Source organism: Deinococcus sp. HSC-46F16 (assembly GCF_024171495.1).
In the GTDB taxonomy this organism is placed as follows: domain Bacteria; phylum Deinococcota; class Deinococci; order Deinococcales; family Deinococcaceae; genus Deinococcus.
On record NZ_JALJZW010000011.1, the window covers coordinates 41,520 to 55,731 of the forward strand.

Genomic DNA, 14,212 nt, shown 5'->3' on the forward strand with positions numbered 1-14,212 from the left:
GCCTCAGCGTCATGGCATAAGGCGTATTCTCTAGAGCAACTAACACTCAGGCGGCCACGTCAATGGAGTCGAAATGACTCCATTGACGTTTTGAATTAGCTACTCACGCCAAACCCAGTGTAAAGACTCCCGTGCCTGGCCTAGCTAGCTGCAAAAAACGGGGGTTTCAATGACAACCGACGTGAATCTGTACAAGGACCGGCTCGCGTTCAGCGTCGAGGAGGTCGCTGAACGCCTCAACCTCAAGGTGAGAGCGGTGCGGAAACTGATCAAGGGCGGCTCGCTGTACGCCATCCAGGTGGGCCGCAAACAGATCGTGCCGGTGTGGGCACTCAAAGAGTTCCTGTCCCGGCAGTAGCGAAAGAGGTCGGAGCCGCTTAAAGTTCTGATCTCTTGTATTTAAACGAGACTGATTGCGATTAAAGGCTCACACGACTATAAGACCTCGTTCCCTCTTCCCACTTCTTTCCGATAGGAAGTGACGATTTCAATAGGCCTCAAATGACCAAAAAACGTAAGAAACTCCCAATAGGCATTCGACAACTCGGCAGCGGGCACTACCAGTGGCGTACCGTGGTGAACCTTCCGAACGGCACGCGGCAGCGGGTAACGGGGACGGCCGCCACGGTGACTGAAGCGAGCCGCCAGCGCGAGCAGGCGCGCGTCGACGCCCAGCGCCAGCTCTACACGCCCAGCACGGACACGACCCTCGACGAGTACGCGACCCGCTGGCTGAACGCCCGGGAGGCGCTGTACTCCTGGTCGTATGTGCGGGGCCAGCGTTCGATGTACCAGATGCACATCAAGCCCGCTCTGGGTGCTCGCAAGTTGCATACCCTGACGCCGTACGACATCGAGCGGCTCTACCTCGAAGCGCGGCAGCAGGACGAGCGCAACCCTAAGCGCAAGGGGAAGGAGCTGAGCACGAGCATGCGTAAACAGCTCAGCACGCTGACGAAGATGTTGCTCGAAGACGCGGTGAAGCACGGCTTGGTGGCCAGGAACCCGGCGGAGGTGATTAAGCCGCGACACACCCGCGCTATGCAGGAACGGGGCAGGCCCAAGGGCACGATCCCCAAGGCCTGGACCGAGGAAGAAGCGTCTCGGTTCTACGCCGCAGCACGGCGCAACTGGCTGGGGCGGGCCTTCTGCTTCCAGTTGGCCACGGGAATGCGGATCGGCGAGGTGCTCGGGTTGCGGTGGGGGAACGTGGACCTCGACACCGGCATCATCCGGATCGAGGAGACGTTGCAGAGCCGTAACGGTCACCGAGCGCACGGACCGGTCAAGACGGCCGAGTCCGACCGGGTCATCCGCGTCTCCGGCGACGCACTGGAGATCCTCAAGGAGCAGCGCGGGCAGCGGCGGCTGGCGCGCGAGGCCTATCCCGAGCAGTACGTCGAAACGGACGCGGTTTTCGTCAATACCCGGGGGAACTTCATTCTGCCAGACACCGTGTACAGGCCGATGACCACGCTGTGCGAAAGGGCAAATGTGCCGTACCGGGGCACCCACGTCCTGCGCCACACCTATGTGACCCTCCAGTTCCGTAGGCGCACGGACGGCCGCCTGATCAGTGATCAGGTGGGACACACCGATCCGGCGTTTACGCAGCGGGTGTACCGCACGGTCAGCCCGGAGGAGCGCGCCGACCTGACCCTCGACCTGTCCATCGCCGACAAGCAGCACCAACAGGGCCCCGAAACTGGAGATGGGCACGAAATGGGCACGGCCGAGTAGAAGACCCGCCTACCCCGACAAACACAAAAGCAAAACCCCGTCATAGACGGGGTTTTCTTGGTGGCCAGGGCCGGACTTGAACCGGCGACCCAACGATTTTCAGTCGTTTGCTCTACCAGCTGAGCTACCTAGCCGGGTGGCGGTCCGGACGGGATTTGAACCCGCGACCTACTGCGTGACAGGCAGTTATGCTAACCGCTACACTACCGGACCACTCCGCGCTGCCGCAAAAGCAGCGGGGTCAAGGATAGCGGTCACCCCCCTCCCTGTCAACACGGCCACAGTTCGGCCTGAGCTGAGGGCCACCCCTAGGTCAAAACGGCATGGCCCGGACCCCCTGCACCGGGTCATGCGCGGCAGGATCGAGCAGCAGCTCCAGGTATTGCCGGGCGTGGAGGGCGTCGATCAGGCACAGCCCCGCCTCCCGGTCAATCCGGATGCCCGTAGGCATCTGGGTGTGCCCGTAGATGCCGAGGCTCAGGCCCGCCTGCCGCACGTACTCGGGCGTGTCGCGAAACCAGCGTTTGGAGCTAGGGTCGCTGTAGAAAAGGTCGTCGTAGATCGCGTGGGCGGGCAGGGGCGAGACGTGGGCGAACTGCACGCTGCCCAGGCGCACCTCGCGCAGGAAACCCTCCATCCAGCGCCGCAGCCCCTCGGGGAGGATGGTGCCGCCCCGATTCGGGTCGAATTCGATGTGGACGAGGCCGCTCCCGGTGCCCAGCACGTGGTCGAGGTTCAGGACCGCCGCGTCGTGGTTGCCGAGGATGGGGTGGACTGCGTGGGGGGCAGCCGCGTGATACTCACGCAGGCGCTCCAGCTCGCGCACCTGCTCGCGGGCGGCCAGCAGCAGGTGGTCACGGTTATGCACGTCGAAGCGGTGCAGCCCGGTCAGGCGCTCGTAGGCCCGCTCGTTCTTGGGGTGGACGAGGTCGCCGATCAGGACCACCTGATACAGCCCCGCCAGCACCGGGGGCGTGGGCCGCCCGGCCGCGTCCACACAGCTCGCCGCCCGCAGCGCCGCCCACAGCGCGGGCCAGTCGGCGTGCACGTCCCCCACCGCGATGACCTTGAGCATGCCGCTAACCGCGCAAGATGGCCTGAAGGTCCTTGTAGATCGCGCGGCTTTCCTCCAGCGACTCGCCGTAGCCGCGCATCAGGGCCTGGGCCGCCTCCTTCGCCTTGCCCGCCGCCTTGAGCTGCTCGATCAGGTCCTGGATATGCTGCCGAGCCTTTTCCATCTGGGGGTCGCGGGGGGGGGCGGGGGGCACGGCGGCGCGGGGGGCGGGGGCTGCCCCCTCCTCCACCTCGGCGTCGAGGTCGGTCGTGTTGGGGCCGTCCTCCGGGTCGTACTCGACCCACTGCGCTTCCTCGGGCAATTCCAGGCCGAAGAAGCGGGCCGCATCGGCGAGCGCCCGCAGCCGGGCGTCGGGGAGGGTGTGGCCGGTGGCGAGGCCCTCGCGGGTGGCGCCGCCCACGGTCAGGCGGGCGCGAACCACGGGCGGCGTCACGCTGTCGCAGGCCCAGGCGAGCGCCCAGGCGGGGTCCACCGCTTCGAGGTGCCGGGCGAGGCTCTGGGGGTGGGGCGCCAGGGTCACGCGGGCCTGGTCGCCGCGCACCTCCGCGACCGCCCAGGCGGTCATGGCGGCTCGCAGGGCTTCACGGGTGCGGTTGGGGTCGGCCATAGGTCCCGAGTCTACCCGGCCGCGCCCGGCTGCCGCCACGCCAATACGGCCCCCAGCCCCAGCACCGCTGCCGAGGCTCCCAACCCCAGCCGCAACCCCCCCGCCGTGTCCGAGAGCGCCCCGGTCAGCAGCGGCCCCAGCGTCTGCCCCGCCGCGAAGACCACCGTGAAGGCCGCGATGCCCGCGCCCCAGGCTCCCTCCGGCAGCACCCGGCGCGTCAGCACGGTCGTGAAGGTCACCACCGCCAGAAAGCTGCCGCCGAACAGCAGGCCCGAGAGCAGCAGGGCGGCGGGGTGGGTGGAGAGCAGCGGGAGCGTGGCCCCCACCGCCAGCGTGAGCAGTTGCACGCCCATCGCCCTCGCGCCCGGCAGCACAGTTGCCGGGCGGCCCCACACTGCCGGGCTGACGATCACGGCGAGGCCCAGCACCGCCCAGAACACCGTGACGAGGTGCTCCTCCCCCACCGAGCGCAGGAACGCCACCACGAAGGTCATGTACGCGATGTACCCCACCCCGAAGCAGGCATAGGCGGCCAAGGCCCATCCCAGCGGGGCGAGGGGAGCGGGGGCCGAGGACCGGGCGGCTCCTCCCACTCCGCCCTCCCCCCGCAGCGCGGGCCAGGCGACCCCCAGCGCGAGGAGGGACGCGGCCCCCAGTCCCGCCCAAGCCGCCCGCCAGTCCCCGGCAGCCAGCAGCGGCGGCAGCCCCAGCGCCGAGAGCAGGATGCCCAGCCCCGCGCCTCCGTAAAAGACGCCCAGCAGCAGGGCGCTGCGGGCTGGATGCGCCCGCACCGCGAGCGCGGCCAGCGACCCGCCCGACACGAACACCAGCGCCCCGCCCACCCCCGCCGCGAGGCGCAAGGTAAGGACGGCAGCGGGGGCCCCCACCAGCGCCGTCAGGAGCAGCGCGAGCGCGGTCAGGACCATCCCGCCCGCGAAGGTGAGTGGCAGCCCCAGGCGCCCGGCCACACGGGTCGCGGCGAGCGCCCCCACGAGGTACCCGGCGGCGTTGGCGGCATTCAGCGCCCCCGCCAGCGTGAAGGACCAGCCCAGGTCCGCCCGCATGGCGGGCAGGATCAGCGCGTAGGCGAAGCGGGCGAACCCCAGCGCGACGGCGCCGCCCAGCGACAGGCGGACCATCCGCCCCAGCGTGTGCGCGAACGGCTCGGGGGTCACGGCGGGCTACAGCGTAACGCGCAGCGCCCGCAGGCCCCGCAGGGTCAGGTTGGGGAGGTAGCTCAGCGGCTGCTGGGGCACCCGGTACCCCGGAAAGCGGGCCAGAAAGCGCGTCAGGAACACCGCCGCCTCCATCCGTGCCAGCCCCGCCCCCAGGCAGTAGTGCGCCCCGGACGCAAAGGCGAGGTGCGTCCGGGCGTTCTCCCGCGAGAGGCGCAGGGTGTGGGGCTCCGGGTATGCGGCGGGGTCCCGGTTTGCCCCCGCGAGGCTGACGAGCATCGGCAGGCCCGGCGGCAGCGCGACCCCCTCCAGCGTCAGCGGCGCGGTCGTGAAGCGGGCGGTGCCCTGCACGGGCGAGAGGAAGCGCAGCAGTTCCTCCACCGCGCTGCCCACCCGTGCCTCAGGGTCCTCCGCCAGCCAGGCCCGCTCCCCCGGCCACTCGTACAGGGCCAGCAGGCTGCCCGACAGCAGGTTGGAGGTCGTTTCGTGGCCCGCGACGAGCAGCAATACCGCGTTGGCGAGCAGTTCGTCCCCGCTGAGGCGTCCCCCCTCGTCCTCGGCCGCCGCGAGGGCCGAGAGCAGGCCGGGGCGGGGATGGGCACGCAGGTCGTCCGCGAGGGTACGGAAGTAGGAGCGCATCGCCCCCGCGTCGGCCTCCACCTGTGCCCAGCGCTCCGGGGGCACGTTCAGCCCGCCGATCAGGTCGGCCACGCTGCCCGCCCAGGTCTTGAAGCGGTCGGCGTCGGTGCCCGACAGCCCCAGCATTTCCACGATCACGGCGACGGGCAGCGGCACCGCGAGGGCAGCCACGGCGTCCACCTCCCCGCCGTTCTGCGCGGCCTGTCGCGTGGCCTCGTCCAGCAGAGTGTCGGTCAGGCCGCTGACGAATTCGCGGCTTTCCTCCAGCACCCTGGGCGTGAAGGCCCGCTGCGCGAGCGACCGCAGCCGCGTGTGCGAGGCCCCGTCGTGAAAGAGCATCATCGGGGCCATCAGTCGGGCGGCCTCGCTGCTGGCGAAACTGGGGTCGGCGGCGTACTTGCCCGTCCGGACGTGGGGACTTTTGAGGGCCGCGCCCGCCGCCGAATGGCCGGTCAGGAGGGCCATGCCGCTGGGGGGGTCGTACAGGACGGGGGACATCGCCCGCGCCCGGTCGAGGTAGGGGGGTGGGTCCGCGAAGTGGGCGCCCTGCCAGTAGCCCTGGAGGAGGGTGGCGGCGGTCACGGGGGGGGTCATGGGTCAGGCTAGAGCATGGGCCGGGGGGTGCGCGGGGTAAGCGGGGGGGCCGCCCTCTGTCCGTGGCTTTCCGCCCGCTGTTCCCGGCGCCTCCCCTGCTACCCTCTCCCCCATGCGGCTGGTCGTCGGCGTGAGTGGGGGCAGCGGGATTCCGTATGCCGGGAGCATCCTGCGGGCGCTGCACGCGCTCGGCGTGGAGACGCACCTGATCGTGACGAGCGGGGCCAAACGGGTGATGACGGCGGAAGCGGGCGGCCCCACGCTGGCCGACCTCACGGCGCTCGCGCACACCGTCTACGACGACCGCGACCTCGCGGCGAGCGTGGCGAGCGGGTCCTACCGCATGGGCGGCATGCTGGTCGTGCCGTGCAGCGCGGGCACGCTGGCGAAGGTGGCGGGCGGCTTCGCGGACAACCTGCTCTCGCGGGCGGCGCACGTCACCCTCAAGGAACGGCGGCCGCTGGTGCTGGTGCTGCGCGAGGACCCGCTCCCCCGGCCCATGCTGACGAACATGCTCGCCGCCCATGACGCGGGGGCCACCCTGATGACCGCCTCGCCGGGCTTCTACCACGCGCCGGAGACGGTGGAGGAACTGCTGCACTTCGTCACGGCGCGGGTGCTGGACCAGTTCGGGCTGGACGTGCCGGGCTTCCGGCGCTGGAAGGACTCGGAGGCGTGACGGGCGCCTGCCTCCTCGCGGGCCGCACCGCTGCCCTGATTCCCGCCGCCGGGTCGGGCACCCGGCTGGGGCGGGGGCCGAAGGCGTTCGTGGACGTCGCGGGCGTGAGCCTGCTGGTCCGCAGCGTGGCCGCGCTCGCGCCCCTGGTAGACGAGGTGCTGGTCGCGCTGCCCGCCGGAATGGACCTGCCCCCCGGCCTCCCTGCCCGTGCCGTCGAGGGCGGAGAGACGCGGCAGGAAAGCGTGGCCCGGCTCCTCGCCGCCACCGACGCGGACGTGGTCCTCGTTCACGACGCGGCGCGGCCCTTCCTGCCGGGGGCGGTGGTGGGGGCGCTGCTGGAGGCGGTGGCCGAGACGGGGGCGGCGACGGCAGCCCTGCCCGTCGCGGACACCCTGGTGCGTGGCGAGGGTGGGCTATGGGCCGGGGGTGTCCCCCGCGAGGGGCTGTGGGGGGTCCAGACCCCACAGGCGTTCCGGCGCGAGCTGCTGCTGCGGGCACACGCGGACGCGCGGGCACAGGGGGTCGCGGCCACCGACGACGCTGGGCTCGTCGCGCGGCTGGGTTTCCCCGTGCGGCTGGTGCCTGGCGACGCGCAGCTGTTCAAGGTGACGACGCCGGGCGACCTCGCCCTGGCCGAAGCGTTGGCCCGCGTATGGGATGCTGGGGGACAATGAGCGCCCCGGTCACGACGACTTACCTCGCCCCCGCCAAAGTCAACCTCGGCCTCAGCGTGCGCGGGCTGCGGCAGGGGGGCTACCACGACCTGCACACGGTGATGGTGCCGCTGGGGGTGGGGGACGAGCTGGAGATCGCGCCCGCGCCGGAGCTGACCCTGCGGGTGGAGGGGACCGCCGGGCTGCCCGCCGACGAGCGCAACCTCGTGTACCGGGCGGCGCGGGCCTATCTGGACGCCGCCGGAGCGCCGGGCGGCGCTGCGATCACCCTGCACAAGACGCTGCCCCTCGCCTCCGGGCTGGGGGGAGGCAGCAGCGACGCGGCGACCACCCTGATGGCGCTCGCGCGGCTCTACCCGGCGGGGGTGCGGCTGCCGGAGCTGGCCCTCTCGTTGGGGGCCGACGTGCCCTTCTTCCTGCTGGGCCAGGCCGCGCTCGCCGAGGGCGTGGGCGAGGTCCTCACACCGCTGCCGGTGCCGAAGGTTCCGCTGGTCCTCGTTAACCCCGGCGTGGAGGTCAGCGCCCGCGACGCCTACGCCTGGCTAGACGGGGAGGAGGAATTCACCCCGGAACTCGATGTGGAGGGCATCCTGACCGGGCTGGCGGGGACTGGGCCGGTGCCCTACTTCAACGCCCTGCAAGGCCCCGTCGCCGCCCGGCACGCCCCCATCCGCGAGGCGCTGGAGGCGCTGACGGCGGCGGGCCTCCGCGCTCCTCTCATGAGCGGCAGCGGCGCGACCTGCTTTGCCCTCGCCCCGAACGACGACGCGGCGCACGCGGCGGCAGCCGTTCTGCGGGCACGGCATCCGGGCTGGTGGGTGGCCGCAACGCGGACGCTGTAGGGGCGTTGACGCGTCCATTGAGGAGTCGAAAGGTCGAGGGGTCGAGCACCCCCGACTTCCCTCGACCCCTCGACGGCTGGACTTCTCGACCCACCTGCCCTACGGCTGATACGGCTTGAACAGCCCCCCGTACCCCACGCCCGTTCCCACCCCGTTTGCCCTGTAAAAGATCAGGCTGACGGGCAGATTGCTCCCGCTCGCGGGCACCAGGTCGAGGTCGAGGCGGTCACTCTGGGTGCGCCACAGCAGCACGGGCTGGTCGGGTTCGATGGCGTTGCCCGTGCGCGGCAGCTTGATGGTCTGGGCGAGGGGGCCGTCCTGTACATGCATCGCGCCCCGGTAGAGGCCGCCGCGCGGGCTAAAGGCCACCGCCGTACCGCCCGCCCCGTAGACCTCCAGGTGGTAGCGCACCCCGTAGTTTCCCATCAGGCGCTGGGGCTGCCCGGTCAGCTTGTCCACCCCGGTGATCGCGGGGTCCACCTGTCCGTCCCCGATGACCAACCGGGCGGGCAGGCTGGTGAGGTTCACGCGCAGGCCGCGCACCGCGTTCTCGAAGGTGCCGCGCTGGTGCTTGCCGTCGTGCGGGAGGTAGGGAAGCTGCTGGGCCACCTGCGCGGTGGCGGGCAGCCCCTCTTCCAGCATCAGGAAGGTCAGCTCCACCCGCCCCGACGCCACGAGGTCCTGCATCACGTTCACGCCGGTGCCGGGGGTCAGGGTGGGGCTGGCGTACACCGGCACCGTCTCGCCGGGCGGCAAGGTCAGGGTGGGGCCGCCCGTGTTGGCGAAGTAGTCCAGCAGCGTGACCTGCCCCAGCAACGTCTCGATGCGGGTGGGCGCCGTCTCGCCCTGGCGCTCGGTGCGGAGTTCCACCGGGCTGGCCTCCAGGTTGCGGGCCAGGATGTGCAGCCGCGCTCCCGTCTTCAGGCCGTTGAGGTGATACCCCAGCAGCCGCACCCGCCCGGACACGCTGTCCTGGTACAGAACACCACTCTGGGTGGGCACCTCGGGGCTGTTGCTGAAGATCAGGGGGTGGTTCTCGCGGAAGGTGGGCTGGGTGGGTGCCAGCGGGTAGCCGCGAATCTGCGGGTCCGGGAAGCGGTCGCCCGGCTCGGCGTAGCGCAGGGCGTAGGTCAGTGGGGTATCCACAGGCTGCCCCTCCACCCGGATGGTCCGCGAGAAGGGCGCACTCTGGAGGCCCCGGCTGTTGGTGACTTGCAGGGTGACCGTGTAGGTGCCGGGCTGGAAGAACACCTCCTGCCGCCCGCTCCAGCGCCGCGCGGTGAGGTCGGCGCCGTCGGGGTCGAAGGCGTACTCGGTGTACACCACCCGCTCGCCGGGCGCGTAGGTCGTCTTGTCGGTGGAGAAGCGGGCCTGCGGCGCCAGGGGACTCACCCCCTGCGCCAGCGCCGACAGGGTCAGGGTCCGGCCGTCGGCGCCCACGCTGAGGTTTGCGTTCAGCGCGTCGGCCAGCAGGCGCACAGGCACGTACACGATGCCCCCCACGTCCACCACGCTGCCGGAGGGCTGCGCGGCCCCCGCCAGGAACGCCGCCGACCGCGCCGGGTCCACGTTCAGGCGGCCCACCTGAAGCTGCCCGCCCACCTCGGCCACGGGCTGGCCCAGCAGCGCCGCCGTCTCGCGCAGGGGCACCAGCGTGCGCCCGCCGATCAAGCGGGGCGCGGCGGGAAAGGGGGCCGCCACGCCATTGACGTAGGCGACCGTCTGGTCGGTGGTCACAGTGAGCTGCGCCGCGCCCTGCGCCCAGGCCAGTGGGGCGAAGCCCAGCAGCAGGGTGGTCAGGAGGGTCCGCGAACTTCGGCGGCGGCCTGGGATCAGGGGGCGGGCAAGACCTTCTCGGCTAAACATCCGGGCAGTATGGCGGGCGAGGCTGACTCCTGTCTGCGGGCGGGGGTCCCTACCCCGCCTGCGCGGCGCGGCGGCGGGCACGGGCGTGGCGCAGCTCGGCCCCCACGAAGGCGAGCGTGTTCAGGGCGTAGGTCGCCGCCAGCACGGCCAGCAGCGCGGCCCGCACCGCCGGGTCGGTCAGGTCCAGCGGCGGGGCGAAGCGGGTCAACCCGGCGAGAGGCAGCAGCGTTGCCACCGCGCCGCCCCAGGCGAGCAGCAGCACCGCGCCCCAGGGACTGTCCAGCAGCGCGGCCCCCGGCAGCAGCAGCGCGGCGAGTCGGTAAAGGGGGGGGCGCCCCTGCCGGGCAGCCACCGCCGGGCGCGGCACCAGCAGGCTCAGCGCGAGGGCACCCACCAGCAGCAGCGCGGCGAGGAAGGTCCCGCCCAGCCGGGAGCTGCCCAGCGTCTGCCCGGCGGCCAGCGGCTCACGGGCGAGGCGGCCCAGCGTCACGCCGAGGTCGCCGCTCACCGCGCGGGCCAGGCTGCGGTCGTCGGGGAAACATGGCCGGGGCTGCCCCGGCCGCAGCGCCCGCTGAAAGTCGGTGCCGGGGGTGCCGGGGTCCAGCCCCAGGTTGTAGGCGGCGGCGGCGAGGTCGGGGCGCTCGGCCAAGGCGGCGCGGTACCCCTCGCGGGCCTGCGGGGCGTCCCCCCGCGCCTGCGCGATCACCGCGAGGTTGTTGCGGGCACAGGGGTCCCCCGCCGCCTGGGCGTAGCGTGCGCGGGCGGCCGTGTCGTCCCCGTCCAGCTGCGCGGCGAGGCCCGAGAGCAGCGCGGCGTCGGGGCCGGGGCGCAACCCCAGGTCGCCCAGCCGGGCCGCGCCCCACCCGCCCCCGTAGGTGCCCGCATTCAGGGCGGGCTCCTGAAGCTGCGCCGCCGTCGCGTTCGCCCAGCCCCAGGCGGCCAGCGCGAGCGCCAGCCCGGCCGCCAGCACGGTCAGTCCCAGCCGTTCGGTCCAGGTCGCGTACAGGACGGAGGTGTGCCGCAGCCGCAGCAGGGGTCGCCGCCAGCCGCGCCAGCGCCCTCCCAGCGGGCGGGTCTGGACACCCTGCGCCCGCCACGCCCGCGCGGTCAGGGCGAGCAGGGCCGCCCCCAGCGCGAGCAGCAGCGCCAGGGTCAGGGTGCGGGTGGCCGCCCGCACGAGGTCGGGAGCCTGCGGCCCCAGGTTGTAGAGGGTCCCCGCCCGCAGCTCCCGGCGAAACTGCCGCCATTCCTCGGCCTCGCCGCCCCGGCCCTGGGCCTCGAGCAGGTCAGCGTAGCGGGCGTACAGCGCGTCGCCGCCCTCGAAGCGGGGGTGCAGGTCGCGCAGGTAGCGCAGCCACACGTCCGCCCGCGCCAGCCGCCCCTGCGCCAGCAGGGTGCCCACATAGCCGCTGGGATTGCCGTAGGCCCCCAGTGCCCCCCGGCCCACCCGCACTTCCGGGTCATAGCCCCGCGCCGCCGCGTCCCGCCGCGCCCGGTCGAGGGCCACGTCGGCGGCGGCCGGAAACCCCAATGCGTCGAGGTCGGCGGCGAGCTGCACCCACGCCGGAAAGGGCAGTTCCACCGAGAGCGCCCGCCGCACCGCCCGCAGTTCCGCGAGGCGGTTGCCCCGTGCCGCCCGCGCCTCGCGCAGCGCCAAAAAGGGGTTGAGGGGGTCTTCCGCGACCGCCTGCGCCAGCGCCTCCTCGGGGGGGAGGGCCGCCGCCCGGCGCAGCCAGCCCGTCACCGCGGGGTCCGGCGGAAACACCACCCGCTCCTGCACTCCGCCGCCGCCCTGCACGGGCGTCAGGGTGAAGCGTTCCTCGTACCCGTCGCCGCGCACGCTGACCCTCAGGCTGCCCCCGGACGAGTCCAGGGTGCTGACCGGGGCGGGCAGGTCGTAGCGGGCCAGCGTCTGTCCCTGCGGCCCGAAGGCGTACACGACGGGACCCACCCCCAGGTACACCGTGTCCCCAAGGCTCGCGGGAACGCTGAGTTCCCCCAGCGCCTCGGGAAAACTCCGCGCCCAACGCAGGGTGGCCCCGTCCTCTTCGCGCAGGGTGCGGCCCTCCACGACCGGCTCGGCCCCCGCCCCACTCCCCAGCAGGGCGAGGGCGAGCAGCAGGACGCGCCCTGTCCCCCTCACCCGCGCCCTCCCCGCCCGGCCAGCAGGTGCGCGGCCCGCAGCGCCATCACGCTGCCCCCGGCGAGCAGGTCGGCCAGGCCCCCCGTCCGGGTCGCCAGCCACAGGCCCAGCGGCAGGGTGAGCGCCGTCGCCACCGGCACGGCATTCAGCCCCACCCGGCGTTGCAGGGTGGCCCGGTACAGCGGGATGAGAACCAGTGCGGCGAGCAGGGTGCCACCCAGGGTCACGGGCGCGACCACCGCGAGCGCTCCCAGCAGCGGCGCGATGCCGCCCCCACCCCGAAACCGGAAGAAGACCGGATAGCAGTGCCCCAGCACCACCCCGAGGGTGCCCACCCAGGTCGCCTCCGGCAGCAGCGCCCGCGCGAGCACGCCCGCGGCAACCCCCTTGAGCACGTCGAGGACGCCCACGAGCAGGGCCGCCCGTGGCCCGTACTGCCGGAAGGTGCCGCTGCCGCCCGGCAAGTCGCGGTCCCGGATGTCCTCCCCCCGCGCCCGCGAATACAGCACCCCGGCCACCAAAGAGCCGAGCAGATAAGACAGCACGAGGACGAGGAACGACATGTCAGCGGGCAGTCTAGTGCGGCGAGCACTCGCGGTGCCGCCCCAGGCCCGGCCCTCTAGACTCTATCCATGACCCCGGACCCCCTCACCCGCGAGGAACTGCGCCGCTACTCGCGTCCCCTGCTGGTGCCCGAATGGCTGGAGGCGGGAGCGCAGGAACGCCTGAAGGCGGCCCGCGTGCTCGTCGTGGGCGCGGGGGGGCTGGGGGGGCCGGTGCTGCTCCACCTTGCCGGGTCGGGGGTGGGGCGTCTGGTGGTCTCGGACGGGGACACGGTGGACCTCAGCAACCTGCACCGCCAGACGCACTTTTGCAGTCACGACCTGGGACGCCCCAAGGCGCAGGCTGCCGCCGAGCGACTTCAGGCCCTCAACTCCTGGGTGCAGGTGGAGACCGTTCCCGCCCTGGACGAGGCCAATGCCGCCGCCCTGATCGCGGGGGCCGACCTCGTGGTGGACGCCACCGACAACTTCGATACGCGGTATCTCATCGCGGACACCTGCACGGCGCAGGGGCGCGAGTGGGTCTGGGGTGCGGCGAGCGGCACCTCGGGGCTGGTCAGCGTCTTTGGCCCTTCCCTGGGCCTGCGCGACATCTTCCCCGACCCGGCCGACGCCCTCTCCTGCGCGGAAGCGGGGGTTCTCGGTCCGGTGCCCGCCGTCGTTGGGCACGTCATGGCGCTCGAAGTGCTCAAGGTGCTGGGCGGAGTCGGCGAGCCGCTGCGGGGGCGCCTGTGGACCTTCGACGGCCTGACGGCGGGGGTGCGGACCCTGGGGCTGCGTCAGGAAGGGGCGCCGTCCTCTGCTAAACTGTGACCCATGCTTCGCTGCGTGACTGTCTTCGGGCCTCGGCCCGGCAGCCACCTGTGCCCAACCTGAACCCCCCGCCCAGCCCTGCGCTGGGTTTTGTCTGCTGCGGTGGCCGGGGGCGCCGCGTCCTCTCCGACCAGGGGTGATTCGCCTTGAAGACAGCGTCCTTTCAGCCCGGTGACCGTGTCGTCCTCCCGCCCTACGGCCTGGGGGTCGTGCGGGACACCTGCCAGCGCCCGGTCGCGGGCGAGCTGCTGGCCTACTACCGCATCGAGTTTCCCAATACGGCGAGTCAGGCGTATGTGCCCGTCGACTCGCCCCGGAGTGCGGGCCTCCGCGCGGCGCTGACCACCGCCGAACTCCCCACGCTGCTGGGGCACCTGCAAGACAGTCAGACCCTCAATCTGCCCCGGCAGTGGGCGGCGCGGCACCGCCGCGTGACCGAGATTCTGGCGGGCGGTGATCCCTACGAACTCGCCACCCTGACCTGCGAGTTGCGGCGCTGGAATGTCGAGCGCGGCCTGCCCGACCTCGACCGGCAAGCCCTGCGCCGCGCGATTCGGCTGCTGGAGCAGGAGGTGCGTGGCCTGGAAGACCCCTATGCCTGCGACGTTCGTTCTCTTCTCGACCACGCCTGGACCGAGACCCCTCACTGACACCCAAAAGGCGCGTCCCCCCGGTGGAGCCGGGGGGACGAGGTCAGCGTGGATTGATCTGGCGGTGAGGCCAGGGGGGTGGGAAGAGGAGCGGAGCGTGTAGAAAGGAGGTGATCCAACCGCACCTTCCGGTACAGTTACCTTGTTACGAC

The 14,212-nt window shown here is 72.2% G+C and carries 14 protein-coding genes and 2 tRNA genes; 7 read left to right on the plus strand and 9 right to left on the minus strand.

All coding sequences use genetic code 11. From position 1 onward, the window contains the following. Positions 1-181 precede the first annotated feature (181 nt). Entirely contained in the window at positions 182-358 is a 177-nt protein-coding gene (locus tag L1280_RS15410) for an excisionase family DNA-binding protein (RefSeq protein ID WP_253583277.1), read from the plus strand. Positions 359-501: 143 nt separating this feature from the next. Further along, positions 502-1,740 (plus strand): site-specific integrase, encoded by a 1,239-nt coding sequence (locus L1280_RS15415; protein ID WP_253583278.1) that lies wholly within the window; start codon positions 502-504, stop codon positions 1,738-1,740. A gap of 58 nt (positions 1,741-1,798) precedes the next feature. Here L1280_RS15415 and L1280_RS15420 read toward each other — a convergent pair. The 6 genes from L1280_RS15420 to L1280_RS15445 form a co-directional block, all read right to left on the minus strand. Then, positions 1,799-1,874: transfer RNA gene (locus L1280_RS15420), tRNA-Phe, on the minus strand. Positions 1,875-1,877: 3 nt separating this feature from the next. Continuing rightward, positions 1,878-1,953 (minus strand) — tRNA-Asp (locus tag L1280_RS15425). Positions 1,954-2,053: 100 nt separating this feature from the next. After that, complete coding sequence (locus tag L1280_RS15430; RefSeq protein WP_253583279.1) at positions 2,054-2,815, minus strand: metallophosphoesterase; 762 nt, start codon at positions 2,813-2,815, stop codon at positions 2,054-2,056. Between the two features lie 4 nt (positions 2,816-2,819). Then, on the minus strand, positions 2,820-3,422 hold the full coding sequence (locus L1280_RS15435; protein ID WP_253583281.1) for a single-stranded DNA-binding protein: 603 nt from the start codon (positions 3,420-3,422) through the stop codon (positions 2,820-2,822). A gap of 11 nt (positions 3,423-3,433) precedes the next feature. Next, positions 3,434-4,597 carry a YbfB/YjiJ family MFS transporter gene (locus tag L1280_RS15440; RefSeq protein WP_253583282.1) on the minus strand — a complete coding sequence of 388 codons (1,164 nt, stop codon included), beginning with the start codon at positions 4,595-4,597 and terminating at the stop codon, positions 3,434-3,436. A 6-nt stretch (positions 4,598-4,603) separates the two neighbouring features. After that, positions 4,604-5,830, minus strand: a complete 1,227-nt coding sequence (locus L1280_RS15445; RefSeq protein WP_253583284.1) for a cytochrome P450 — start codon at positions 5,828-5,830, stop codon at positions 4,604-4,606. A 112-nt stretch (positions 5,831-5,942) separates the two neighbouring features. On the opposite strand from L1280_RS15445, the gene L1280_RS15450 reads away from it, so the two are divergent. The 3 genes from L1280_RS15450 to L1280_RS15460 are packed head-to-tail and all read left to right on the plus strand — an operon-like array spanning position 5,943 to position 8,025. After that, complete coding sequence (locus tag L1280_RS15450) at positions 5,943-6,509, plus strand: UbiX family flavin prenyltransferase (RefSeq protein ID WP_253583285.1); 567 nt, start codon at positions 5,943-5,945, stop codon at positions 6,507-6,509. Further along, positions 6,506-7,183 (plus strand): 2-C-methyl-D-erythritol 4-phosphate cytidylyltransferase, encoded by a 678-nt coding sequence (gene ispD, locus L1280_RS15455; RefSeq protein ID WP_253583286.1) that lies wholly within the window; start codon positions 6,506-6,508, stop codon positions 7,181-7,183. The genes L1280_RS15450 and ispD overlap by 4 nt, the downstream gene beginning before the upstream one ends. After that, a complete protein-coding gene (locus tag L1280_RS15460) occupies positions 7,180-8,025 on the plus strand; it encodes a 4-(cytidine 5'-diphospho)-2-C-methyl-D-erythritol kinase (protein ID WP_253583288.1) in 846 nt (281 codons plus the stop codon). The genes ispD and L1280_RS15460 overlap by 4 nt, the downstream gene beginning before the upstream one ends. 99 nt (positions 8,026-8,124) lie before the next feature. Here L1280_RS15460 and L1280_RS15465 read toward each other — a convergent pair whose 3' ends face one another. The 3 genes from L1280_RS15465 to L1280_RS15475 are packed head-to-tail and all read right to left on the minus strand — an operon-like array spanning position 8,125 to position 12,597. Continuing rightward, positions 8,125-9,891 carry a stalk domain-containing protein gene (locus L1280_RS15465; protein WP_253583290.1) on the minus strand — a complete coding sequence of 589 codons (1,767 nt, stop codon included), beginning with the start codon at positions 9,889-9,891 and terminating at the stop codon, positions 8,125-8,127. Between the two features lie 49 nt (positions 9,892-9,940). Continuing rightward, positions 9,941-12,034, minus strand: coding sequence for a hypothetical protein (locus tag L1280_RS15470; protein ID WP_253583292.1), 2,094 nt, complete (start codon positions 12,032-12,034; stop codon positions 9,941-9,943). Beyond that, the gene (locus L1280_RS15475; protein ID WP_253583293.1) at positions 12,031-12,597 is read right to left on the minus strand and encodes a glycerol-3-phosphate acyltransferase; all 567 of its coding nucleotides are present in this window, start codon (positions 12,595-12,597) and stop codon (positions 12,031-12,033) included. The genes L1280_RS15470 and L1280_RS15475 overlap by 4 nt, the downstream gene beginning before the upstream one ends. Positions 12,598-12,666: 69 nt before the next feature. Here L1280_RS15475 and L1280_RS15480 point away from each other — a divergent pair, with 69 nt between their 5' ends. Together L1280_RS15480 and L1280_RS15485 are read left to right on the plus strand one after the other, a co-directional pair. Then, positions 12,667-13,410: a HesA/MoeB/ThiF family protein gene (locus tag L1280_RS15480; RefSeq protein ID WP_253583295.1), complete on the plus strand. Its 744-nt coding sequence runs from the start codon at positions 12,667-12,669 to the stop codon at positions 13,408-13,410. A 146-nt stretch (positions 13,411-13,556) separates the two neighbouring features. Beyond that, positions 13,557-14,060, plus strand: coding sequence for a CarD family transcriptional regulator (locus tag L1280_RS15485; RefSeq protein WP_253583297.1), 504 nt, complete (start codon positions 13,557-13,559; stop codon positions 14,058-14,060). The last annotated feature ends 152 nt before the right edge of the window (positions 14,061-14,212 follow it).